The 21418-nt window shown below is 74.7% G+C and carries 20 protein-coding genes; 9 read left to right on the top strand and 11 right to left on the bottom strand.

Annotated features, from left to right (window positions below):
- Positions 1 to 41: 41 nt before the first annotated feature.
- Positions 42 to 2123: an ATP-binding domain-containing protein gene (locus AB0O91_RS22425; protein WP_363435888.1), complete on the bottom strand. Its 2082-nt coding sequence runs from the start codon at positions 2121 to 2123 to the stop codon at positions 42 to 44.
- Between the two features lie 289 nt (positions 2124 to 2412).
- On the opposite strand from AB0O91_RS22425, the gene AB0O91_RS22430 reads away from it, so the two are divergent.
- Positions 2413 to 2577 carry a hypothetical protein gene (locus tag AB0O91_RS22430; protein WP_363435890.1) on the top strand — a complete coding sequence of 55 codons (165 nt, stop codon included), beginning with the start codon at positions 2413 to 2415 and terminating at the stop codon, positions 2575 to 2577.
- A 6-nt stretch (positions 2578 to 2583) separates the two neighbouring features.
- Here the strand turns inward: AB0O91_RS22430 and AB0O91_RS22435 are convergent, their stop codons facing one another.
- Positions 2584 to 4221: a DNA repair helicase XPB gene (locus AB0O91_RS22435; protein ID WP_363435891.1), complete on the bottom strand. Its 1638-nt coding sequence runs from the start codon at positions 4219 to 4221 to the stop codon at positions 2584 to 2586.
- Between the two features lie 142 nt (positions 4222 to 4363).
- On the opposite strand from AB0O91_RS22435, the gene AB0O91_RS22440 reads away from it, so the two are divergent.
- Positions 4364 to 4615, top strand: a complete 252-nt coding sequence (locus AB0O91_RS22440; protein ID WP_363435893.1) for a hypothetical protein — start codon at positions 4364 to 4366, stop codon at positions 4613 to 4615.
- A 28-nt stretch (positions 4616 to 4643) separates the two neighbouring features.
- Here AB0O91_RS22440 and AB0O91_RS22445 read toward each other — a convergent pair whose 3' ends face one another.
- On the bottom strand, positions 4644 to 7145 hold the full coding sequence (locus AB0O91_RS22445) for a helicase C-terminal domain-containing protein (protein ID WP_363435894.1): 2502 nt from the start codon (positions 7143 to 7145) through the stop codon (positions 4644 to 4646).
- 191 nt (positions 7146 to 7336) lie between these two features.
- On the opposite strand from AB0O91_RS22445, the gene AB0O91_RS22450 reads away from it, so the two are divergent.
- Positions 7337 to 8236: a hypothetical protein gene (locus AB0O91_RS22450; RefSeq protein ID WP_363435896.1), complete on the top strand. Its 900-nt coding sequence runs from the start codon at positions 7337 to 7339 to the stop codon at positions 8234 to 8236.
- A gap of 42 nt (positions 8237 to 8278) precedes the next feature.
- Here the strand turns inward: AB0O91_RS22450 and AB0O91_RS22455 are convergent, their stop codons facing one another.
- The gene (locus AB0O91_RS22455) at positions 8279 to 9151 is read right to left on the bottom strand and encodes an alpha/beta fold hydrolase (protein ID WP_363435898.1); all 873 of its coding nucleotides are present in this window, start codon (positions 9149 to 9151) and stop codon (positions 8279 to 8281) included.
- Between the two features lie 67 nt (positions 9152 to 9218).
- Here AB0O91_RS22455 and AB0O91_RS22460 point away from each other — a divergent pair, with 67 nt between their 5' ends.
- Both AB0O91_RS22460 and AB0O91_RS22465 read left to right on the top strand, forming a co-directional pair.
- Positions 9219 to 9824 (top strand): TetR family transcriptional regulator C-terminal domain-containing protein, encoded by a 606-nt coding sequence (locus AB0O91_RS22460; RefSeq protein WP_363435900.1) that lies wholly within the window; start codon positions 9219 to 9221, stop codon positions 9822 to 9824.
- 107 nt (positions 9825 to 9931) lie between these two features.
- On the top strand, positions 9932 to 11023 hold the full coding sequence (locus tag AB0O91_RS22465) for an acyl-CoA desaturase (RefSeq protein WP_363435902.1): 1092 nt from the start codon (positions 9932 to 9934) through the stop codon (positions 11021 to 11023).
- Positions 11024 to 11153: 130 nt separating this feature from the next.
- On the opposite strand, the gene AB0O91_RS22470 is transcribed toward AB0O91_RS22465, so the two are convergent.
- Positions 11154 to 11861, bottom strand: coding sequence for a carbon-nitrogen hydrolase family protein (locus tag AB0O91_RS22470; protein ID WP_363435904.1), 708 nt, complete (start codon positions 11859 to 11861; stop codon positions 11154 to 11156).
- 200 nt (positions 11862 to 12061) lie between these two features.
- On the opposite strand from AB0O91_RS22470, the gene AB0O91_RS22475 reads away from it, so the two are divergent.
- On the top strand, positions 12062 to 13201 hold the full coding sequence (locus AB0O91_RS22475) for a serine hydrolase domain-containing protein (RefSeq protein WP_363435906.1): 1140 nt from the start codon (positions 12062 to 12064) through the stop codon (positions 13199 to 13201).
- Between the two features lie 99 nt (positions 13202 to 13300).
- On the opposite strand, the gene AB0O91_RS22480 is transcribed toward AB0O91_RS22475, so the two are convergent.
- The gene (locus AB0O91_RS22480) at positions 13301 to 13669 is read right to left on the bottom strand and encodes a nuclear transport factor 2 family protein (RefSeq protein WP_363435907.1); all 369 of its coding nucleotides are present in this window, start codon (positions 13667 to 13669) and stop codon (positions 13301 to 13303) included.
- A gap of 71 nt (positions 13670 to 13740) precedes the next feature.
- On the opposite strand from AB0O91_RS22480, the gene AB0O91_RS22485 reads away from it, so the two are divergent.
- Both AB0O91_RS22485 and AB0O91_RS22490 read left to right on the top strand, forming a co-directional pair.
- Positions 13741 to 14616, top strand: coding sequence for a LysR family transcriptional regulator (locus AB0O91_RS22485; protein ID WP_363435909.1), 876 nt, complete (start codon positions 13741 to 13743; stop codon positions 14614 to 14616).
- Positions 14617 to 14779: 163 nt separating this feature from the next.
- On the top strand, positions 14780 to 15763 hold the full coding sequence (locus tag AB0O91_RS22490) for a ricin-type beta-trefoil lectin domain protein (RefSeq protein ID WP_363435911.1): 984 nt from the start codon (positions 14780 to 14782) through the stop codon (positions 15761 to 15763).
- A 129-nt stretch (positions 15764 to 15892) separates the two neighbouring features.
- Here the strand turns inward: AB0O91_RS22490 and AB0O91_RS22495 are convergent, their stop codons facing one another.
- Entirely contained in the window at positions 15893 to 16489 is a 597-nt protein-coding gene (locus tag AB0O91_RS22495) for a TIGR03086 family metal-binding protein (RefSeq protein WP_363435913.1), read from the bottom strand.
- Positions 16490 to 16562: 73 nt separating this feature from the next.
- On the opposite strand from AB0O91_RS22495, the gene AB0O91_RS22500 reads away from it, so the two are divergent.
- On the top strand, positions 16563 to 17345 hold the full coding sequence (locus tag AB0O91_RS22500) for a helix-turn-helix domain-containing protein (protein ID WP_363435914.1): 783 nt from the start codon (positions 16563 to 16565) through the stop codon (positions 17343 to 17345).
- 58 nt (positions 17346 to 17403) lie between these two features.
- Here the strand turns inward: AB0O91_RS22500 and AB0O91_RS22505 are convergent, their stop codons facing one another.
- The 4 genes from AB0O91_RS22505 to AB0O91_RS22520 all read right to left on the bottom strand — a co-directional run bounded on the left by AB0O91_RS22505 (position 17404) and on the right by AB0O91_RS22520 (position 21399).
- Positions 17404 to 18387 carry an iron-siderophore ABC transporter substrate-binding protein gene (locus tag AB0O91_RS22505; RefSeq protein WP_363435916.1) on the bottom strand — a complete coding sequence of 328 codons (984 nt, stop codon included), beginning with the start codon at positions 18385 to 18387 and terminating at the stop codon, positions 17404 to 17406.
- 68 nt (positions 18388 to 18455) lie between these two features.
- Positions 18456 to 19325, bottom strand: a complete 870-nt coding sequence (locus AB0O91_RS22510; RefSeq protein WP_363435918.1) for an ABC transporter ATP-binding protein — start codon at positions 19323 to 19325, stop codon at positions 18456 to 18458.
- Entirely contained in the window at positions 19325 to 20371 is a 1047-nt protein-coding gene (locus AB0O91_RS22515) for an iron chelate uptake ABC transporter family permease subunit (RefSeq protein WP_363435920.1), read from the bottom strand. The genes AB0O91_RS22510 and AB0O91_RS22515 overlap by 1 nt, the downstream gene beginning before the upstream one ends.
- Positions 20368 to 21399, bottom strand: a complete 1032-nt coding sequence (locus tag AB0O91_RS22520) for an iron ABC transporter permease (RefSeq protein WP_363435921.1) — start codon at positions 21397 to 21399, stop codon at positions 20368 to 20370. The genes AB0O91_RS22515 and AB0O91_RS22520 overlap by 4 nt, the downstream gene beginning before the upstream one ends.
- Between the last annotated feature and the right edge of the window lie 19 nt (positions 21400 to 21418).

The following is a 21418-nucleotide window of genomic DNA, read 5'->3' on the forward strand; positions in this document are numbered from 1 at the left end:
GCCCTTCGCGTTCCCGGGCCGGTCCGCTGGGCGGTGTCGGATCAGGCCCGGACCGGGTCCGACGCGCCGCGCGCGAGCTGCTCGGGCAGCGGCTCGCGGTGCAGCACGGTGAGCCCGGAGACGGCGCGGGTGAGCGCCACGTACAGGCGGCGCAGGCCGGTCCGCTCGTCCGGCTCCCCGGCGACCACCGCGGCCGGCTCGTCCAGCACCACGTAGTCGTACTCCAGGCCCTTGGCCAGCGAGGCCGGGACGAGGGTCAGCCGGGCGTCGGCGCTGGTCTCGGTGCCGGGGGAGAGGTACGGCAGTCCGGCGGCCGTGAGCAGGTCGCCGAGGTCCGGGATCCGGGCGTCGGCGGCGATCAGGCCGGTCGAGCCCTCGTGCTCCAGCGCCCGACGGCAGGCCGCCAGCACGGACTCCGCCCAGTCCCGGCCCTCCTCGATCCGGCGGACCTCCAGCGAGCCGGGCGCGTCGCGGACCGAACTGGCCGGGGCCAGGCCCGGGGCGATCGCGGGCAGCAGCCGGGAGGCGTACACGATGACCTCCTCGGGCACCCGGAAGCCCTTGGTCAGCTCCTCGATGTGCGCCTCCGGCTTGCCCAGGTGGTGCAGCGCCTCGGGCCAACTGGCCGTCGCCCAGGGGGTGGTGCCCTGGGCGAGGTCGCCGAGGACGGTGGCCGAGCCGGTGGTGCAGCGGCGGCCGACGGCCCGGTACTGCATCGGCGAGAGGTCCTGGGCCTCGTCCAGGACCACGTGGCCGAGCGAGGGGGTGCGCTGCACCAGGTCGGTCGCCTCGTCCACCAGGACGGCGTCGGCCGGGGTCCAGCGGGCGGTCCGCACCGAGCGGTCCGGCTTGGGCCGGAGCACCGCCCGCTGCTCCTCGGCGGTCAGCACGCCCTCCGCGCACCCGGCCAGGAACTCCGGGTCGGAGAGCAGCCGCAGCACCAGCTTGGCCGGGTCGACGGCCGGCCAGCACTCCTTGACCACGGCCTTGACCGCGGCGTTGCGGGCCACCGCGTCCTGGACCCGGTCGTCCGGGGCCTCGCCGCCCTGCTCCATCTTCAGCAGTACGGCGTGCGCGATGCGCTGCGGCAGGGCGTCCCGGGCGGCGCCGTAGCGGATCTCGCGGCTCTTCAACTCCTCGATGATCTCGACCAGTTCGTACACCGGCACGCGCCAGCGGCGGGAGCCGCGGACCACCATGCAGGGCTCGGTGGGCAGCGCGATGCCCGCCCGGACGGCCCGGCGCAGCACCTCGGCCATCCGGGCGTCGCCCTTCAGCCGGGCCGCCTGCGGGTCGTCCTCGGCCCGCACCTCGACATGGGCGACCAGCTGCTGCACGGTGGCCTGGCCGACCTCCAGCTCGCCGAGCGCCGGGAGGACCTGCTCGATGTAGGAGAGGAAGGCGTTGTTCGGGCCGATCACCAGGGTGCCGGTACGGGCCAGCCGCTCCCGGTGGGCGTACAGCAGGTACGCGACGCGGTGCAGGCCGACGGCGGTCTTCCCGGTGCCGGGCGCCCCCTGGACGCAGATGGTGCCCGTGACGTCGGAGCGGACGATCTCGTCCTGCTCGGGCTGGATGGTGGCGACGATGTCGCGCATCGGGCCGACGCGGGGCTTCTCGATCTCGGCGGCGAGCAGCGCGGAGGCGGTGTCCGTCTCGGCCGGGTCGGTGAGGTGCTCGTCCTCGTAGGCGGTGAGTTCGCCGCCGGTGTAGCCGAAGCGGCGGCGGCGCTCGACGTCCATCGGCTCGGTCCGGCTGGCCCGGTAGAACGGCTGGGAGACCGGCGCGCGCCAGTCGATCACCATCGGGTCGCCGTCGGCGTCGTGGACGTGCCGGCGGCCGATGTAGAAGTTCTCTCCTCCTCCGCCCTCGCTCAGTTCCTCGCTGACCGCGTGCAGGTAGTCGAGGCGGCCGAAGAACAGCGGGGTGTCGGAGAGGTCGGCCAGGGCGGCGATCCTGGCCTCGATCTGGTTCTGGAGGACGACGGCGGTGACCCAGGAGCCGGTCACGTCGCGGATGTCGAGGGACTGGACGTCCTCGCGCATCGCCCGCAGCGCGGACCGGGAGGCGGCCAGGTGGTCGCGTTCGCGCTGGAGCGGGTCGGTGGTGGGGGTGGCGGGCACAGCGAACCTTCCCGGCTGCCCCGGAGGCGGGCGCAGCGGATCGATGGAGCTCACGGTGGGTACAGCCGGCCGGTTGCCGTGCGGTCGGCGCCTCCCCCGGCTGCCTGCGGACGTCAGCAGGTACCACGGTTCGGGAGGGGGCAGACGGACGATCTTAGACCCGTCGGCCTCGGGGTTCCAGCCCCGCAGGTCTCAGGGCTGCCGGTACACCTGAAGGAGGACGGCCGCCTCGGTGGATGCGGCCTTTGGAGTGATGCCGTGGGCCGGTCGGGTGCCTACCGTGGAAGACATGAGCAGCGAAACCCCCACCCCCCGTTCGGGCCCGGCCGGCGCGACCGCCGTCCAGGGCCGCCACCACCGCAATCCGCTGAGCGCCGCCGTGCGCAACGTCGGGATCGTCCTGGACACCGCCGCGCGGGTGATCTTCCTCGGGCGCGACGGTGTCCGGTACTAGCCCTGCCTACAGCACGTCGTCCGCGTCGATGATCCGGTACGCGTAGCCCTGCTCGGCCAGGAAGCGCTGCCGGTGGGCGGCGAAGTCCTGGTCCACGGTGTCGCGGGCGACCACCGAGTAGAAGTGCGCCGAGTGGCCGTCCGCCTTGGGGCGCAGGACGCGGCCGAGGCGCTGGGCCTCCTCCTGGCGGGAGCCGAAGGTCCCGGAGACCTGGATGGCCACCGTCGCCTCGGGCAGGTCGATCGAGAAGTTCGCGACCTTGGAGACCACCAGGACGCCGATCTCCTTGTTCCGGAAGGCGTCGAAGAGCTTCTCGCGCTGGGCGTTGCTGGTCTCGCCCTTGATCACGGGGGCGTCCAGGGCCTCGCCGAGCTCGTCCAGCTGGTCGATGTACTGGCCGATGATCAGCGTCTGGTCCTTCTCGTGCTTCTTGACCAGCGCCTCCACCACCCGCCGCTTGGTCGCCGTGGTCGCGCAGAAGCGGTAGCGCTCCTCCGGCTCGGCGGTCGCGTAGGAGAGCCGCTCGGAGTCGGTCAGGGTGACCCGGACCTCGCAGCAGTCGGCGGGCGCGATGTAGCCCTGCGCCTCGATCTCCTTCCAGGGGGCGTCGAAGCGCTTCGGGCCGATCAGGCTGAACACGTCGCCCTCGCGGCCGTCCTCGCGCACCAGGGTGGCGGTCAGACCGAGCCGGCGGCGGGCCTGGAGGTCGGCGGTGAACTTGAACACCGGCGCGGGCAGCAGGTGCACCTCGTCGTAGACGACCAGGCCCCAGTTGCGGGCGTCGAACAGCTCCAGGTGCGCGTAGACGCCCTTCCGCTTGGTGGTCATCACCTGGTACGTGGCGATGGTGACCGGGCGGATCTCCTTCTTCGTCCCGCTGTACTCGCCGATCTCGTCCTCGGTCAGCGAGGTCCGCTTGACCAGCTCGTGCTTCCACTGGCGGGCCGAGACGGTGTTGGTGACCAGGATCAGCGTGGTCGACTTGGCGTGCGCCATCGCGGCGGCGCCGACCAGCGTCTTGCCGGCGCCACAGGGCAGCACGACCACGCCGGAGCCGCCGTGCCAGAAGCCCTCGACGGCCTGCGCCTGGTACGGGCGCAGCTGCCAGCCGTCCTGCTCCAGCTCGATCGGGTGCGCCTCGCCGTCCACGTAGCCGGCGAAGTCCTCGGCGGGCCAGCCGAGTTTGAGCAGCACCTGCTTGATCTGCCCGCGCTCGGAGGGGTGCACCACCACGGTGTCCGGGTCGACCCGGGCGCCGACCAGCGGGATGATCTTCTTCGAGCGCAGCACCTCCTCCAGCACCGGGCGGTCGGTGGTGGTCAGCACCAGCCCGTGGACGGGGTGCTTGCTGAGCTGGAGCCGCCCGTAGCGGCCCATGGTGTCCGCCACGTCCACCAGCAGCGCGTGCGGCACCGGGTAGCGCGAGTAGGTCACCAGGGCGTCGACCACCTGCTCGGCGTCGTGGCCCGCCGCCCGTGCGTTCCACAGCCCCAGCGGCGTCACCCGGTAGGTGTGCACGTGCTCGGGCGCCCGCTCCAGCTCGGCGAACGGGGCGATGGCGCGGCGGCAGTCGGCGGCCTTGGGGTGATCGATCTCCAGGAGAAGAGTTTTGTCGCTCTGGACGATGAGCGGTCCGTCGTTCACGCGGGGGAGCCCTCCACTGGCTGACAGGCTGACTGGCTGCCTGACTGGGTCTGACGCAGACCCTCCAGTGTCGCTCATCCCGGGCGGTGCGCGGGAGGCCGCTTCGAGTGACCACGGTCCGTGCTCGCTCGTTGGGCCGGGCATGAAGAACTCGAAGCGCGTTCTGACCGCCCTCGCCCTGATGGGCACGGCCTTCGCGGCCACCGCCTCCTCGGCCGGCTCGGCCCACGCCCTCGCCGGGATCGGCGAGGGGCCCGGCGGCCTGCTGGCCGCCCCCGGATTCCTGATCGCCGACCAGGTCGGCGGCGGCTCGCTGCCGGTCGGGCAGGGGGAGATCGGCAGTCTGGCGGACAAGGCCGTCAAGGAGAAGATGAAGGAGTCGCAGGGGCACTGAGGCCCCGCCGCCCGCCGCCCGCCGCCCGTCACTCGTCGAGTTCGGCGACGCCGGTGATGCGGTGGAGGGCGAAGGTGCGGAGCTCGTCCGCGTGGTGGTCGAAGGCGGTGACGAAGCCGCCTTCGACCCTGACCGGGTCGATGATCCGCTGGCTGGCGATGCCCTCGGCGTTGAGGTAGCCGATCCACATCCGTTCGCCGAGCAGGACGGCGGTCTGGAGGGCGGCGAGGGTCTCGGCGGCGGCCGTGCGGGGGAGTTGGCGCGGGTCGGGGGCCGGTTCGCGCCGGGTGGCGGTGGCGGCCCGGTCGCCGGCCCGGACGGCCTTGACGGCGGCGGCGAGCAGGACGTCGTCGGGGCTGGGCGGGCCGTCGGGGACGGGCGTGGGGGGGGTGCGGGGCGGGGTGCGGTGGCTGTCCGGGCGGGTGATCAGCACGTCGCCCTCGGCGGACTCGGCGGCCGGGGCGTAGCCCATCGTGCGCAGGGCGGCGAGCAGGACGTCCGGGGCGGCCTGGGCGGCGAGGACGGTGGGGGCGAGCAGTCGGAGCCGCAGGTCGGCGGCGCGGCGGTCGGCGAGCACCTCGCCCAGCAGCGACGGGTCGTCGCAGCGCAGGTACGAGGAGGCGGCGCCGACCCGCAGGATGCCGTGCCGGCGGGCGACGTCGTCGATCAGGTAGGCGAGCGGCTGGGGGACGGGCGTGCGGCTGTGCTGGGCCAGGAAGGTCTGGAGGTCGGCGGCGGTGCGGCCGGCGTCCAGGGCGCGGCGCACGGATGTCGGGGTGAAGCGGTAGACGGTGGCGCCGCCCTTGGACTCGATGTCGGCGCAGAGCGCGAGTGCCTGGGCGAGCGGGGGGAGCAGCGGGCCGGGGGCGATCGCGGTGAGGTCCGGCTGGAGGATCACGTGGTCCAGCGGCTGCGGCAGCAGCGGGGCGAGCACCTCGGCCGGGTCGCCCTCGGCGGTGAGCAGGGCGCGGGCGGGGGCGGCCAGGGCGCCGCGGCCGGTGACGCCGAGCAGTTCGGCCTCGGCGAGCGTCCAGGCGGTGAGGTCGTCGCGCAGCTCGTGACCGTCGGGGTTGGTGGGGCCACCGCGCAGCGGGCGCTGCCAGCGCAGGGTGGGCAGCAGTTCCTCGGCGGTGGCCGGGGTGCCGGGCGGGAGTTCGGCGAGCAGGGCGAGGGCGGCGCGGCGCACGGAGGGGGCGAGGGTGCGGTCGAGTTCGGGGCCGAGGGCGGCGCGCGGCTTGCCCTTGCCGTCCGGGGTGCCGGTGAGTGCGGGGACGCGGGTGGCGGCCAACCAGGCGCCGGCCAGCACGGACCAGCGCTCGGCGGTGTCCAGTTGCTGCCAGCTGTCGTACCCCGGGGTCGGCGCCCAGCACTCGTCGGCCTCCCCGTCGGGGGCCACCAGGCCTGCGGTGTAGGCGAGTTCGATCCAGAACGCGGCCTGCTGCTCGGTGCTCTCCAGGGTCTGGGCGGCGCGCTTGAGGTCCCGTACGCCGAGGCCGCCGGCCCGCAGGGTGGGCGGCGGGGTGAGGCCCCAGGCCTCCAGCAGCTCCTCGACGGTCTTGACGGCGGTGTGCGCCTGGCCGGCCGCGGCGCGGTCCACGACCTGGGGGTCGCGCGGGGCGGCGGCGGGCGCCGGTTCGGGCTGGAGCGGTTCGACGGTGCGGTGGGTGCGGCCGCCGCGCAGGTGCAGGGCCAGCTCGCGGGGCAGGACGACGCTGCCCGGGCTGGTCGGCAGCAGCAGGCCGCGGGCCAGCAGCCACTCGACCGGGCTCTGGGCGTCCTCGGCGGTGACCGGGCGGGTGGCGTCCGGGACGGTGCCGGTGGGCGGGCCCCAGACCAGCCGGTCCAGCAGTCGCCGGGCCGGCTCGGGGGCGGTGTCCAGCAGCGCGGCGCAGCGGGTGCGGTCGGTGAGCAGGGCGGTCAGCGCGGCGACCGCAGTGACCGGGTCCGGGGTGGCGGGCTGCCCGGCGGAGGCGAGCAACTGCTGGAGCCGGGCCGGGGACATGCCGGTGGTGGCGTCGGCGAGGGTCGGGCCGAGGCCGGTGCGGCCGGGGTTGGCGGCGGTCGGGGCGAGTGCCTCGCGGACCGCGAGCACCAGTCGCAGGCCGTTGTCGGGGCCCCAGAGCAGCGCCCGGTCGCGCAGGACGGCGATCGCGCGGGGGAGGGCGGCGGCGACGGCGGAGCGGTCGGCCGGGGTGAGCGGGGTGGCGCCGGGGTGCGGCTTGACCTTGGCCGGGCCGGTCAGCAGGGTGCGCACGGTGGTCAGGCCGGTGCCGTCGGGGGCGGTCGCCAGCGCCTCGGCGACCTGGAGGGTGAACCGGTCGAGCCGCTCCAGGGCGCGCAGCGCGGAGGCGCGCGAGGACAGTCGGGCGGACAGCTGGGTGAGGTCGCCGGGGACGGGGTTCAGCAGGTCGGGGCGGGAGCGGAGCAGGGCGGCGAGCGCGTCGTCGGGGCGGGCGCGCAGCTCCTCGGCGAGGGTGCGCGGGCCGGCGGGCGTCCTGCTCTGGCGCTGAGGGCCCTGCTGTGTGGTCATTCGACCTAGGTTAGTCGGGTGCGCGGACGGTGGGGCGCTGGTGCGAGCGGCGGTCCGGCCCGCACGCGTCCGGGACGCGCGCGGGACGGACGGGCGCGGGACTCGCGCAGGCGGGGCACGGTGGGTAGCGTCACCGGCGAGGGCGGTCGCCGCGGTTCCGCGGACGGCGTGGGCGAGGCGGGGTGTCGGTGATGACGGACGGCGAGTGGTGGCGCAAGAGCGGGCCGTGGAGCGAGCGGGCGGGGGCTCCGGAACCGGCCGTCCCGTCGGCTCCGGCCGCGTCACCGTCCCCGTCCCCGGAGCCGTCCCCGTCCCCGGAGCCGTCCCCGGAGCCGGAGGACAGCGTGTACGGCTCGGCGGCCGGTCCGGCCGCGGCCTCCGCCGCCATGACGGGGAGCGCCATTCCGAACGTGTCGCTGGACCTGCCCGGTGTCGCCGGGCCCGGGGAGGGTTCGGAGGCGATCCCCGCGCCGACGGTGCAGAGTTCGAGCCCGTGGACCATGACGATGCTCGACTTCTCGGACACCCCGCAGGCCGCGCAGAAGCCGATTCCCGAGCAGCGCGCGGCGGAGGAGGAGCCGGCCGCGCAGCCGCCGCCGGTGGATCCGGCGGGGGCGCGGCCGAAGAAGCAGCGGAAGGCGAAGGGCGCGCCCGTCGCCGGGCCGGGCGCCGCGGGAAAGGGCGCGGGCAAGGTCAAGGGGGCGGACAAGGGCGCGGCGAAGGGGGTCCGTAGGCCGTCCCCGCTGATCCTGTTGTCCTGCGGGCTGCTGGTCGGCGGCGCGGTGTCCGGCTTCTTCCCGGCCATCCTGGCTGGTTGGGGGCTCGGTTATCTGTCCCGTCAACTCTCCGATCTGACCAGGAAGTTCGTGATCCTCGGGGTCCCGCTGATCACGATGAGCGCGACCGCCCTGCTGGCGATGCAGCACGCCAAGCAGGCCGGTGGCGGGGGTGCCGGCGGGGCCGGGGTGCAGACCGGCTCCCCGCTGGGGCAGTTCAGCTGGTCGATGGCGCCGGGCGTGCTGCGGACCGCCGCGGTGGCGACGGCGGTGGTGCTGTTGCTGCTGAGCATGCGCCGTCGTCCGATGCCGTAGGGCCGGGACCGCACCGGGGGCGGCTCCTGCGCCGCCCGCAGGTCAACTCCCCTGGGCGGTCTGCATGCTGAGGATCCCGGCGAGGACGGCGGCCGGGTCGTCGGTGGGCAGCGCGTGGCCGGCGCCGGGGACGACCTCGACCCGGGCGGTCGGAACGAGCCGGTGCAGCCGTTCGGAGACGGCCCGGGCGTCGTGCAGCGCGCTGCGCTCGCCGAGCAGGAAGAGCGCGGGGGTGCTCAGCCGGCCGAGTTCGACGTCGTCGAGGGTGGTGGCGGGCGGCAGTCGGCGGCGGAAGCCGGTGGAGGCGCGCATCAGGGTCATCAGCTCGGTCTCCAGGACGGCGCTGTTGCCGACGGCCCGGGCCAGTCGGGGCCGGAGTGCGCGCGGGGCCAGGGCGGCGAGGCCGCCGAGGATGATCCAGGCGTAGAAGCGTCGGCCGACGTCGGCGAGACCGGCCGGGTCGACCAGGGTGAGCCCGGTGGTCCGCCCGGGGTGGCGGATCTGGTGCCGGAGGGCGATCCAGCCGCCGTAGGAGCAGCCGACCACGTGGGCGGCCGGGACGTCGAGGGCGGCGAGGAGCTCCTCCAGCCAGTCGGCGGCGTCGTCGCCGTCCCCGATCGGGGCGGTCTGCACGCTGGCGCCCGGTTCCCCGACGGTGTCCACGGCGATGACGGGGTGGTGTTCGGCGAGCCGTTCGACGTAGGCGTGCCACATCAGGGCGTTGCCGCCGGAGCCGGGGAGCAGGACGACCGGCCGTCCGTGGGCGGGGCCGGTGCGCTGGACGCGGGTGGTGCCGAAGCGGGTGGGGACGTCGAGCGCCGTGCGCGGGCCGGGCCAGAGCCGGCTGAGCGCGTGCTCGTAGGCGGTGCGGAAGCGGGCTTCGGCCGTGCCGTCGGTGAACTCGCTGATTCGCATGGTACAGGTGTATCACATGCATGATACGTATGTACCAACAGAGTGCGGGAGACGTGCGGGAGGGCCTGTGGCCGAGAAGGCCGACCATGAGGAGCGCCGTCGGCAGATCGCCGAGGCGCTGCTGCGGATCGCCGACACCGAGGGCCTGCAGTCGGCCAGCATGCGGGCGGTCGCGACCGAGGCGGGCGTCTCGCTGCGGCTCGTCCAGTACTACTTCACGACCAAGCAGGGCCTGCTGCTGGACGCCCTGGCGAGGCTCGGCACCCAGCTCCAGGCCCGGATGCAGCGCTGGATCGGCGAGGCCCGGGACCCCCGCGAGGTGGTCACCGCGATCCTGTCCTGCATCCTGCCGACGGACGCCGAGAGCCGCCGGATCACCAGGACGTACGCGGCCTACTACGCCCTGGTGCTCAGCGACCCCGAGGTGCTGGAGCGGCAGGCCGCCCAGCCGCCGGTCGTGCTGGAGGGCTTCCTGGTCAAGCAGTTGCGCGCGGCCCAGCAGGCCGGCGGGATCGCGCCGGAGCGGGACGTCGAGATGGCCGCGGCCGGACTGCTGGCGATGGTCAACGGGCTCGGCTCCAGCGTGCTCGGCGGCCAGCGCACCGGCGAGCAGGCGCAGGCGGTCCTGGACCACCACCTGGACGGGCTGTTCCTGCCCCCGCGCGGCCGGTGAGCCGGGCCCGGGCCCGCCGGCGCCCCTCCTGGGGCGGGGGTTAACACCCGTACGGGTGGGGTGCTTTCCCCGTTCCGGCGGCCCGCCCCGCGCAGCAGACTCGGGGCATGCCCACACAGCCCGTGACGATGATCGAGGCCCCGGCCGCCGCCCCCGTCGCCGCTCCCGTCACCGCCCCCGCCCCCGCCCCGCAACCGGGGCCCGGCGGCAGCGACTTCGCCCGGCTGAGCCGCCGGATCGCCGCCGCCGGCCTGCTCGACCGGCGCCCCGGCTACTACGCCGCCCGGGCCGGCCTGGTGCTCGCCGCCTTCCTCGGCGGCTGGTACGCGCTGTTCGCCCTCGGCGACACCTGGTGGCAACTCGGCCTGGCCGCCGGGATGTCCGTCGTCTTCACCCAGATCGGCCTGCTGTCCCACGATCTGGCGCATCGTCAGGTGTTCGGTCGGCGCCTGCCGAGCGAGATCGGCGGCCGGATCGCCGCCAACCTGCTGATGGGCATGAGCTACGGCTGGTGGGTGAACAAACACACCCGCCACCACGCCAACCCGAACCACGAGACCCGGGACCCGGACGTCGCGCCCGACCTCGTGGTGTGGTCCCAGCGGCAGGCCCGGCAGGCGAGCGGCCTGGCCCGGTTCATCGGCCGCCGGCAGGCGTTCCTGTTCTTCCCGCTGCTCCTGCTGGAGGGCCTCAACCTCAGCTTCAACAGCTTCCGGGCGCTGCGCGGGCCCGCGGTGAAGCGGCCGCTGCTGGAGGGCACCCTGCTGGTGGTCCACTTCGCGGCCTACTTCGGGCTGGTGTTCGCCGCGCTGCCGGTCGGCAAGGCGGTCGCCTTCCTCGCCGTGCACCAGGCGCTGCTCGGCCTCCACCTGGGCTGCGTCTTCGCCCCGAACCACAAGGGCATGCTGATGGTGACGCCGGAGATGCGGCTCGACTTCCTGCGCCGCCAGGTGCTCACCTCGCGCAACGTGCGCGGCAACGCGTTCCTGGACGCGGTGATGGGCGGCCTCAACTACCAGGTGGAGCACCACCTCTTCCCCAGCATGCCGACCCCCGCGCTCGGGCGGGCGGCCCGGATCACCCGGGAGTTCTGTGCGGAGAAGGGCATCCCGTACTACGAGGTCGGGCTGCTCCGCTCGTACCGCGAGATCCTGACCCACCTGCACCGGACCGGCGAGCCGATCCGTTCGGGCGGCTGAACGGCCCTGCGGACAGCGTGGGCGGGGCGGGTCGAGCAGGCGGAGCAGATGGAGCGGGCGGAGCGGGAAGTCGGCGGGGTCGACTTCCCACTCCGCCCGCTCCGGTGTCCGCCCCGGCGGGTGCGGGGAGTCAGCCGACCTCCGCGACGGCGACGGTGGTGGTGCGGTCGTCGGCCTCGGCGAGCAGGGTGCCGTCGGGGGCCCAGAGCGCCGCACCGCCGCAGCCGGTCCAGGGGCCGGCCGGGCCGACGTGGTTGGCCAGGACGACGGGCATCCCGGTCCGCCGGGCGATGCCCGGGTACACGGTGGCCCGCTCGTGGACGCCGTCGCCGGTGCCGTAGAGGGAGCTGGCGAGGTGGATGTCGCAGCCGTCGGCGGCGCCCCGGTCGGTGAGCTCGGGGAAGTGGTTGTCGTAGCAGGTGGCGAGGGCGAAGCGGTGGCCGCCGAGTTCGAAGCGGCCGTCCCGGTCGCCGGGGGTGAAGACGCCCTGCTCGTTCTCGTAGAGGTGCTGCTTGAGGTAGGTGGTGATCAACTCGCCGTCGGGCCCGTAGACATGGCTGCCGATCGCGGGCCGGGGGCCGGCGGCCGGGACGGCGCAGTTGACGACGACGGCGATGCCGGTGGAGCGGAGGTCGTCCAGGCGGGTGTCGTCCGGGTCCGTCCAGAGCCGGGGATCGGCGGCCAGCGCCCCGAGTTCGTAGCCGGTCAGCGCCAGCTCGGGGAGGACGATCAGCTCGGCGCCCTCGGCGCGGGCCCGGTCGGCGAGGCCGACGAGCTGCCGGGCGTTCGCGGGGATGTCGGCGGGGACGCAGGACAGTTGGGCGGCGGCGATCTTCATGGCGCCCAGCATCGCAGGAAGTCGGTCCGGTCGACTTCCGGTTTTCCGGCGCCTCCGGGGGTGCTCAGGGTCGCCGATACGCCGTCAGGACGATTGCGGCGCAGGGTGATCGTCCTTACTGGCGACGGCAGACGGCGCGAACGGATGGTGTGCTGGTGGGAGTCGGCCATCCGTGTACGTCCCGCCTGAGGAGGCGCCCCGTGAACTCTCCCGCGCAGCACCGTTTTCGACGTGGAACCCTGGCCGCGGCCGTGGCCCTCTCGGTCGGCGTGATCGCCGCCCCGGCCGCCGTCGCCGCGCCGCCCCGGCCCGCCGGGGCGGACGTGGTGCAGCAGCGGCTGGACGCCCTGGTGAAGGGCGACGGCGTGCCGGGGGCGCTGGCGGCCGTCCGGGGCAAGGACGGCCGCACCCGCAACTACACCGCGGGCGTGGGCGATCCGGCGACCGGGGCGAAGGTGCCGGTGGACGGTCAGTTCCGGATCGGCAGCAACACCAAGAGCTTCGTCGCGGTCGTGGTGCTCCAGTTGGTGGCGGAGGGGAAGGTGGACCTGGACGCCCCGGTGGACACCTACCTGCCGGGCGTGGTGCACGGCGACGGCATCGACGGGCGGAGGATCACCGTCCGGCAGGTGCTCCAGCACACCAGCGGGCTGCCGAACTACACGCGCTTCCTGGACGCGTCCGGCCCGGACCAGTACTTCGAGCCGCGCGAGCTGCTGGACCTCGCGCTGGCGCACAAGCCGGACTTCGCGCCGGGCCAGGGGTGGAACTACAGCAACACGGGCTACGTGGTGGCGGGGCTGATCGTGCAGCGGGTGACGGGGCGGCCGCTGGGGGAGGAGATCACCAGGCGGGTGATCGACCGAGTGGGCCTGCGGCACACGTACTTCCCGGCGCAGGGGGACACGACGATCCACGAGCGCCACCCGCACGGCTTCGTCCGGGACAAGGCGACCGACCCGTTGCAGGACATCACGGAGATGGACCCCTCCTGGGCCTGGGCGGCCGGGGCGATGGTGTCGACGAACACGGACCTGAACCGGTTCTTCGCGGCGCTGGTCGGCGGCGAGCTGATGCCCCCGGCCCAGCTCGCCCAGATGCGGACCACGGTCCCGGCGGAGTACCTGGGGCCGGGGGCGCGGTACGGGCTGGGGCTCGCCAGTCGGCCGCTGTCGTGCGGGGGGCTCTCCTGGGGGCACGGCGGGACGCTGCCGGGGTTCGTGAGCCGGGGCGGGGTGACGGAGGACGGCCGGGCGGCGAACGTCACGGTGACCGAGCAGCCGGGGGAAGCGGTCAAGCAGCACGTGGCGGACGCGGTGGACGCGGCGCTCTGCAGGTGAGCGCGAGTGGCCGGGCCGCGGCAGGCGCGGCCCGGCCGCCGGGGTGTCGGGCGCGGAGGCGGCCGACACCCCGGGCCCGCCGGCCCTCCTCGGCCCTCCTCAGGTCCGCTGCTCGAAACCCGCCAGCATCCCGCGCGGGTCGAAGGTCACCCGGATCCTGGCGATCCTGCCCTCCACCACGTGCATCCAGTTCGCCGTCGGCGCCGGCGGCGCGACGCTCGTGCACAGCTCGAACCAGGTGATCACGTCGTCCCCGTCCGCGACCCGCGCCTTCACGTCGATCCGCTCCAGCACCTGTCCGAGCCCCCGCAGCCCGCCCAGTGCCTCGTCGACCCCCGACGCCGTGCCGAGCGGCCCGACGAAGTCGACGTCCTCGGCCAGCAGGCCACGGACGGTGTCGAAGTCGCCCGCCTCCCAGGCGGTGAAGTAGGTCTCGGCCAGCTCGCGCGCACTCTTCGTCGTCGTCATGCCGCCATCCTCCCGAGCCCTCACCTCATCCGTCCAACAGATGGATCTGATGCCAGCTATCATCATTGGTTATGGAGACGCATCAGCTGCGCTACTTCGCCGCCGTCGTCGACGAGGGGTCCTTCACGGCCGCGGCCGCCCGGCTGCACGTCAGCCAGTCCGGGGTCAGCACCCAAGTGGCCAAGCTGGAGCACGAGTTGGGCCAGCAGTTGCTCGACCGCTCCGGCCGCGGGGTGCGGCTCACCCCGGCCGGCGAGGCCGTCCTCCGGCTCGCCAGGAGCGCCCTGGCCACGCTGGAGGCGATCCGGCACACCGCCGCCGAGTTCGCCGAGGCGGTGCGCGGCCGGGTCCGGCTCGGCATGATCATGGGCTGTTCGATCCCGCCCTTCCTGGACGCCGTCGCCGACCTCGGCCGCACCCACCCGGGCGTCGAACTGAGCCTGCACGAGGGCCACTCCGACCTGCTGCAGGCCCAGGTGCTGGCCGGCGCCCTCGACCTCGCCCTGATCGGCTACGCGGGGGAGGTCTCCCCGGGCCTGGAGGTCACCGTCGTCGTCGACGACCCGATCGCCGCCGTCGTCCCCGCCGGTCACCCCCTGGACCGGCCCGCGCTGCGCCTCGCCGACCTGAGCGGCGAGAAGATCCTCTGCCTCTCCCCGGGCACCGGCCTGCGCGCCGCCTACGACCGCTCCTGCGCCCGACTGGGCCTCGTGCCGCGGGTGGACATCGAGGCCAGCTCCCCGGTGGCCGTGCAGCGGCTGGCCGAGCGCGGCGCGGGGGTGGCCGTGCTCAGCGCCTCCTCGGTCGAGGGCGCGGGCCTGCGGGCCGTCCCGATCACCGACGCCGGGACGAACGCCCGCCTCGGCCTGGTCGCCCGCCCCGACCAGCACTCCCCGGCCGTCCGGCTGCTCCGCGCCAAGCTCGAGGCAGCACTGCGGGCTGACTGATCGTCATACGACTCACTCACTCGCGTGAGTGTGCTGCTCCGAACGGGTGGCGATCGGCGGCGATCCGTATCCGGTGCCGAGCGGGGGCGAGCAGGATGCCTGCGAACCGCGGTTGCGCCGAACGGGTGATGACCGCAACCCCTGACCTGGTGAGGACACCTCCATGTCTGACCTCCGCACGCCCCGCCGCCTGGGCGCCTTCGTCGGTGCGACCGGCGCGACCGCGCTGCTCGCGCTGGCCGCCGGACTGCCCGCGCCCGCCGCCGCGGCCGCCCCCGCGAAGCCGCGGATCGCCTCGGCGCCGGACTACATCGTCAACGTGGCCACCGGCTACGTGCTCGACAGCGGCGGCGACACCAGCGCGACCCGGGTCCCCGCGTACCTGTTCAAGGACGCCACCAACCCCTCCACCAACCTCAAGTTCACCTACGACCCGGACAGCAGGAAGATCCGCAACGTGGCGACCGGCTACGTGCTCGACAGCGGCGGCGACACCAGTGCCACCCGCGTCCCCGCGTACCTCTTCAAGGACAGCGACAACAACCCGTCCGACAACCTGAAGTGGACCTACGACCAGGCCACCCGGCAGATCCGCAACGTGGCGACCGGCTACGTGCTCGACAGCGGCGGCGACACCAGCGCCGCCCGCGTCCCCGCGTACCTCTACAAGGACGCGGCGAACTCCTCCGACAACCTCAAGTGGACCTCCTCGGTCTTCGGCGCCCGGGACTCCCGCGGGGTCTGCCTGGACGCGGGCAACACCCGCAACAACGGCGACCAGGTGCGCGACTGGCAGTGCCTGGGCCACACCAACCAGCGGTTCACCGTCGACGACAACCACGTGAAGGTGGACGACACCATCGGCTCCGGCGCCGAGAAGTGCCTGGACGCCGGGAACACCCGCAACAACGGCGACAAGGTCCGCCTCTGGAGCTGTCTCGACCACCCCAACCAGCGCTGGGTGGTCCGCGACGGGCAGCTCGTCGTCAAGGACACCATCGGCACCGGCCGCGAGATGTGCCTGGACTCCGGCAGCTACCGCAACAACGGCGACGCCGCGATCATCTACCAGTGCGGCGCCACCAACCCCAACCAGAAGTGGATCGTCCAGCGCGGCTACCTCAAGCTCGCCGACACCCTCGCCTGATCCGGCGCACCCCGCCCGACCCGGCGCACGACCGCTGATCCGAGGCACCTCGCCCGACCCGAGGCACCTCCCCCGACCCGACCCGCCGCCCCCTGGGCCCGCTCCGCCGAAGCCGTCGGCCGGGCGGGCTCAGCCCTTCCAGCGGGGGTCGCGCCCCGAGGCGGCCAGCGCGCGCTCCCACACCGAGGCGCCCTCCGGCACGGCGACCGGCTCCGCGAAACCCCCGTACCGGCGGAACAGTTCACCGGTCTCGGCCACGATCTCCTCCACCAGCAGGGCGAGTTCGTCGTCCACCGCGAGCTCGCCGCCGGTCGCCCGCGCCACGTCCCAGCCGTGCAGCAGCAGTTCGAGGACCAGCATCCGGGCGATCCCCACCGCCGGGAACGGCGAGCCGCCCAGGTCGACGTCCCCCACCCAGGCCGCCGGGTCCGCCCAGGCCGCGACCGCCCGCTCCAACTGGGCGGCGTACGCCGGGCGCCAGTCGGCGTCGGCGGTGAAGTCCCGGTCGATCAGCTCCGCGGGCAGTTCGGCCCGCCGGGCCCGGTGCTCCAGGCCGTGCGAGGTGTAGAGCACCCAGTGGTTGATCAGCTCCCGGGTGTCGAACTCCCCGCAGGGCGTCGGCGCGTCCGGCCGCAGACCGGCCGGGACCCCGGCGGCGACGTCGGCCGCGACGGCGGCGGCCCGGGCGAGCAGGGGGTGCAGGGGGTGCAAGGGGTGCGCGTTCATGCCGTCCAGCCTGCGCCGGGCCGACCCGCCCGGTCTTGAAGAAACGCGACGGGCAGGCCGTAGCCTGGCCGCCATGGACGCTCCAGATCTGGGCCGCGGTGTGCTCCACCCCGCCAGGGCCGCCGAGTCGATCCGGGTGGACCGGCTCGCGCCGGCGCCCGACGTGGCGCGCTTCGTGGAGTACTACTGGCTGGTGCGCTGGGACGTCACCGGCCACCCGCCGTACGAGCAGAAGGTGCTCGCCCACCCCAACGTCCACCTGGTCTTCGAGGCCCCGCGGGCCCGGGTGTACGGAGTGGACCGCTCGCTCTTCGTCCGCCGCCTGGAGGGCGCCGGGCACGTGCTGGGCGCGCGGTTCCGCCCCGGAGCCTTCCAGCCCTTCGCCGGACACCCGGTGAGCGCCCTGGCCGACCGGTCCGTCCCCGCCGCCGACTACTTCGGCGCCGAGGTGGACCGGTGCAACGCCGGGATCCTCGCCGAGCCGACCGCCGAGCGGGCCGACGCCTTCCTCCGCCCCCGGCTGCCCGCGCCGGACCCGGTGGCCGAGCAGGTCGCCGCGATGGTGGAGCGGATCACCGGCTCCCCGGACCTGTACCGGGTGGACGACCTGGCCCGCGAGCTGGGGCGGACGGTGCGCGGCCTGCAACGGCTGTTCGCCGAGTACGTCGGCGCCTCCCCGAAGTGGGTGCTGCGCCGGGCCCGGCTCCACGAGGCCGCCGAACGCGCCGCCGCGGGCGGGCGGTTGGACCTGTCCGCGCTCGCCGTCGAACTCGGCTACGCCGACCAGGCCCACCTCACCCGGGACTTCACCGCGGCGGTCGGCACCTCCCCGGCCCGCTACGCGGGTTCGAGGTAGCCCGGGCCGCCGGAGGCCCTCCTGCCGCCCCGCCCGGACCCGTCCGGGCGGGGCGGACCTACGCCCCGAGGAAGCGCTGGAGCTCGTCGAGCATGAAGTTGGCGCCGGTGTAGCCGATCCCCTGGAACCACAGCTGGTCGTCCACCGGGAACGCCCGGTGCGCCTTGACCGCCCCGAGCGCCTGCCAGCCCGGGCTCGCCAGCGCCGCCTCGGTGCCGGCCTTCGCCGGGTCGCCGTACGTCGCGTAGAGCAGCAGGTCGCCGTCCGCCCTGCCGATCTGGTCCAGTGGGACCTCGAAGTCCGACTGGTCGACGTTCTGCGGGTCGGGCCGCCCGACCTGGGCGTCGGAGAGCACCGTCCCCGGGAAGCTCTGCCGCCCGAACAGCCGGATCCCGCCGCCCTCGGTGAACCGCACCAGGCTCACCCGCTGCCCCGACAGCTTCGCCGCCGCCAGCGCCTCGGCCACCTGCCCGGCGTGCTTCTGGTACGCGGCGACGAAGGCCGCCCCGGCCGCGACCCGGCTCAGCGCCTGGGCGTGCAGCTGGAAGTTCGCCTTCCACGGCGCGCCGGTGGTCTGGCTGAGCACGGTCGGGGCGATCTCCCGCAGCTGGTCGTACCGGTCGCCGTCGCGGGCCTGGTTGGACAGGATCAGGTCCGGCCGCAGCAGCCGGACGGCCTCCAGGTCGGGGGCGCCGGCCGGGCCGACCCGCCGGATCTCCGCCGTCCGGGAGGCCGGCCAGTACGCGGGGAAACCGCGGTCGGCGGCCGGGAGCGCGGCACCGAGCGGGGTGATGCCCAGGGTCAGCGACGAGTCCAGCACGTCGGTGTCCAGCACGACCACCCGCAGCGGCGCGCCCGGCACCAGCACCGGTCCGGTCGCGGCGTTCACCGTGACCGGCGGCACCGGGGTGGGGGAGGGGGTGCCGCTCGCCTCGAAGCCGTCCGTGGTCGGCGGCTGCGCGGAGCGGCCGGAGCCGGTGCACGCCGTGAGCGCGGCCCCGCCGAGGCCGGCGAGGAAGGTGCGGCGGGCGATCCGGGGCATCGGCGGGTCCTCGGCGGTGCGGCGGCGGGGGCGCGTCGATTATGTCCGAAATCAGACCTAAAAGGCTGTTAAGCGCTGACGTCGTCCACCGAATCCACGGCGGCCCGGTCGTCCGTGCCCTCCGCGCCCTCCGCACCGTCCGCCGGTGCCCGCCACGGCGCGCCCGGGACGACCAGCGGCGTGCCGGTCACCGGGTCCGGCACCACCACCGACTCCAGCCCGAACACCTCCCGCACCAGCTCCGCCGTCACCACCTCGCGCGGCGCGCCCTGGGCGACCACCCGGCCGTCCCGCATCGCCACCAGGTGGTCGGCGTACCGGGCGGCCTGGTTGAGGTCGTGCAGCACCGCGACCACCGTCCGGCCGCGCTCGACGTTCAGCCGTCGCACCAGGTCCAGCACCTCGACCTGGTGGGCGATGTCCAGGTAGGTGGTCGGCTCGTCCAGCAGCAGGATGTCGGTGCCCTGGGCGAGCGCCATCGCGATCCAGGCGCGCTGGCGCTGGCCGCCGGACAGCTCGTCCATGCTGCGCTCGGCCAGGTCCGCCGTGGAGGTGCGCTCCAGCGCCTCGGCGACCGCCGCCTCGTCCTCCGGCGACCACTGCTGCCACCAGCTCTGGTGCGGCTGGCGGCCGCGCGAGACCAGGTCCGCCACCGAGATGCCCTCCGGGGCGGTCGGCGACTGCGGCAGCAGGCCGAGCCGCTGGGCGATCCGCTTGGTCGGGATCCGCGCCAGCTCCTCGCCGTCCAGCAGCACCGCCCCGCGCACCGGCTTCAGCAGCCGGCCGAGGGCCCGCAGCAGGGTGGACTTCCCGCAGGCGTTCGGGCCGACGATCACCGTCACCCGGCCGTCCGGGATCCGGACGTCCAGGTCCTCGACGACCGTGCGCGCCTCGTAGGCCAGGGTGAGGCCCCGGGCCTCCAAGCGGTGTGCGGTCATCAGGAGCCTCCACGGCGGGATCGGATCAACAGCCACATCAGGTACGGCGCGCCGACCATGCCGGTCACCACGCCCACCGGCAGCTCGGTCGGGGCCAGCAGCCGCCGGGCGATCAGGTCGGCCAGCACGACCACCAGCGCGCCGGTCAGCGCCGAACACAGCAGCGGGACCTGCGCCGACCGGGCCAGCCGCAGCGCGATCTGCGGGGCCATCAGCGCCACGAAGTCCACCGGCCCGGCGGCCCCGGCCGCACAGGAGGCCAGCACGATGCCCAGCAGCGCCATGCCCAGCCGGATCCGGTCCAGCCGCAGTCCGAGGCCGACGGCGGTCGCGTCGTCGAAGGAGATCGACCGCTGGGCGCGGGCCGCCCACAGCGCGGCCGGCAGGGCGGCGAGCAGCACCCAGGCCAGCCAGCCGGCCTGGTCGTAGCCGGCGCCGTTCAGACTGCCGGTCATCCAGACCTTCGCGGCCTGCGCCTGGAAGCCGTCGCCCTTGGTGAGGAAGACCGAGGTGAGCGAGGACAGCGCCACGCTGATCCCGATCCCGATCAGCACGAAGCGCTGGGCGTGCAGCCCGCGCCGCCACGCCAGCGCGTACACCAGCAGCCCGGCCGTCAGCCCGCCGCCGACCGCCGCGTACGGCGCCTGACCGGTGGAGCCGACCACCCCGTACGCCGTCAGCCCGACCACGGTCGCGGTCGCGCCCCAGGTCACGCCCACCACGTCGGGGCTGGCCAGTGGATTGCGGGCGACGGTCTGGATCAGCGCCCCGGCCAGCCCGAGGGCCGCCCCGACCAGCAGTCCGACCACCACCCGGGGCAGCCGGAACTCACCGACCACCAGCTCGTCCGGGCTCGGCTGCCCGAGCACCACCTTGACCACCTCGCCGGGGGAGACGGTCGACTCGCCGAAGCAGAGCGAGGCCACCACGGTCGCCGCCAGCACCGCCAGCAGACCCGCGGCCGCGAACGCCGACCGCCGGTGCAGCAGGAACGAGGCCCGCCCGGCCCGCACCACGGAGTACCCGTGCAGGGAGACCGAGGTCATGCCGCCACCACCTTCCGGCGCCGGACCAGTGCCACCAGCACCGGCACCCCCACCAGCGCCGTCATCACGCCCGCCGGGACCTCCGAGGGCGGGAACAGCACCCGCCCGAGGGTGTCCGCGAGCAGCAGCAGCGCCGGGCCGAGCACGGCGGAGAAGGCCAGGACCCAGCGGTGGTCGGCCCCGGCGACGGCCCGGGCGGCGTGCGGGACGGCGAGGCCGATGAAGGCGATCGGGCCCGCCGCCGCGACCGCCGAGCCGGTCAGCACGGTCGCGCCGAGCGCACCGACCGCCCGCACCGCACCGGTCTTCGCGCCCAGCCCCTTCGCGGTGTCCTCGCCGAGCGCCAGCGCGTCCAGTCCGCGCGCCACGGACACCACCAGCAGCGTGCCGACGGCCAGGAAGGGCAGCAGCTGCCAGGCCACGTCCGCCGTCCGGCCGGAGAGCGAACCGACGTGCCAGAACCGGAACTGGTCCATGGTGGCCGCGTCGGTGGTCAGCACCAGGGTGTTCAGCGAGGCGATGAACGCGGACATCGCCGAGCCGGCCAGCGCCAGCTTGATCGGGGTGGCCCCGCCCCGGCCGCGCCCGGCCAGGCCGTACACCAGCACGGTGGCGATCACGGCGCCCACGAAGCCGAACCAGACGTATCCGGTGAGGGTGGAGATCCCGAAGCCCGAGATGGCGACCACCACGCCCGCCGCCGCGCCCTGCGAGACCCCGAGGATGCCCGGGTCGGCGATCGGGTTGCGGGTCAGGCCCTGCATGACGGCGCCGGCCAGCCCGAGCGCCGCGCCGACGGCCAGTCCGACGACCGTCCGCGGCAGCCGCAGCTCGCGGATCACCACGGCGTTCGCCGAGCCGCCGCCGTGCAGCAGCGCGTCGACCGTCTCGGAGAACGGCACGGTACGGCTGCCGACCGCCAGGCTCAGCAGCACCGCGACGGCCAGGACGGCCAACGCGGCGGCGAGCCACAGTATTCGGTGACGGGGTGTCCGCCGCTTGCCCGGTGGTGCGGTGCTGTCGGTCATGAGCCCTCTCCGCGGAAAC

Source organism: Kitasatospora sp. NPDC089797, from assembly GCF_040684795.1.
Taxonomy (GTDB): Bacteria; Actinomycetota; Actinomycetes; order Streptomycetales; family Streptomycetaceae; genus Kitasatospora.

Bases quoted from the DNA above. Each gene is read 5' to 3' on its own strand.
- AB0O91_RS22430 (WP_363435890.1), top strand. From the start codon at position 2,413: ATGAGCAGCGAAACCCCCACCCCCCGTTCGGGCCCGGCCGGCGCGACC.
- AB0O91_RS22440 (WP_363435893.1), top strand. From the start codon at position 4,364: ATGAAGAACTCGAAGCGCGTTCTGACCGCCCTCGCCCTGATGGGCACG.
- AB0O91_RS22445 (WP_363435894.1), bottom strand. From the start codon at position 7,145: ATGACCACACAGCAGGGCCCTCAGCGCCAGAGCAGGACGCCCGCCGGC.
- AB0O91_RS22450 (WP_363435896.1), top strand. From the start codon at position 7,337: ATGACGGACGGCGAGTGGTGGCGCAAGAGCGGGCCGTGGAGCGAGCGG.
- AB0O91_RS22455 (WP_363435898.1), bottom strand. From the start codon at position 9,151: ATGCGAATCAGCGAGTTCACCGACGGCACGGCCGAAGCCCGCTTCCGC.
- AB0O91_RS22465 (WP_363435902.1), top strand. From the start codon at position 9,932: ATGCCCACACAGCCCGTGACGATGATCGAGGCCCCGGCCGCCGCCCCC.
- AB0O91_RS22470 (WP_363435904.1), bottom strand. From the start codon at position 11,861: ATGAAGATCGCCGCCGCCCAACTGTCCTGCGTCCCCGCCGACATCCCC.
- AB0O91_RS22480 (WP_363435907.1), bottom strand. From the start codon at position 13,669: ATGACGACGACGAAGAGTGCGCGCGAGCTGGCCGAGACCTACTTCACC.
- AB0O91_RS22485 (WP_363435909.1), top strand. From the start codon at position 13,741: ATGGAGACGCATCAGCTGCGCTACTTCGCCGCCGTCGTCGACGAGGGG.
- AB0O91_RS22490 (WP_363435911.1), top strand. From the start codon at position 14,780: ATGTCTGACCTCCGCACGCCCCGCCGCCTGGGCGCCTTCGTCGGTGCG.
- AB0O91_RS22495 (WP_363435913.1), bottom strand. From the start codon at position 16,489: ATGAACGCGCACCCCTTGCACCCCCTGCACCCCCTGCTCGCCCGGGCC.
- AB0O91_RS22500 (WP_363435914.1), top strand. From the start codon at position 16,563: ATGGACGCTCCAGATCTGGGCCGCGGTGTGCTCCACCCCGCCAGGGCC.
- AB0O91_RS22505 (WP_363435916.1), bottom strand. From the start codon at position 18,387: ATGCCCCGGATCGCCCGCCGCACCTTCCTCGCCGGCCTCGGCGGGGCC.
- AB0O91_RS22510 (WP_363435918.1), bottom strand. From the start codon at position 19,325: ATGACCGCACACCGCTTGGAGGCCCGGGGCCTCACCCTGGCCTACGAG.
- AB0O91_RS22515 (WP_363435920.1), bottom strand. From the start codon at position 20,371: ATGACCTCGGTCTCCCTGCACGGGTACTCCGTGGTGCGGGCCGGGCGG.
- AB0O91_RS22520 (WP_363435921.1), bottom strand. From the start codon at position 21,399: ATGACCGACAGCACCGCACCACCGGGCAAGCGGCGGACACCCCGTCAC.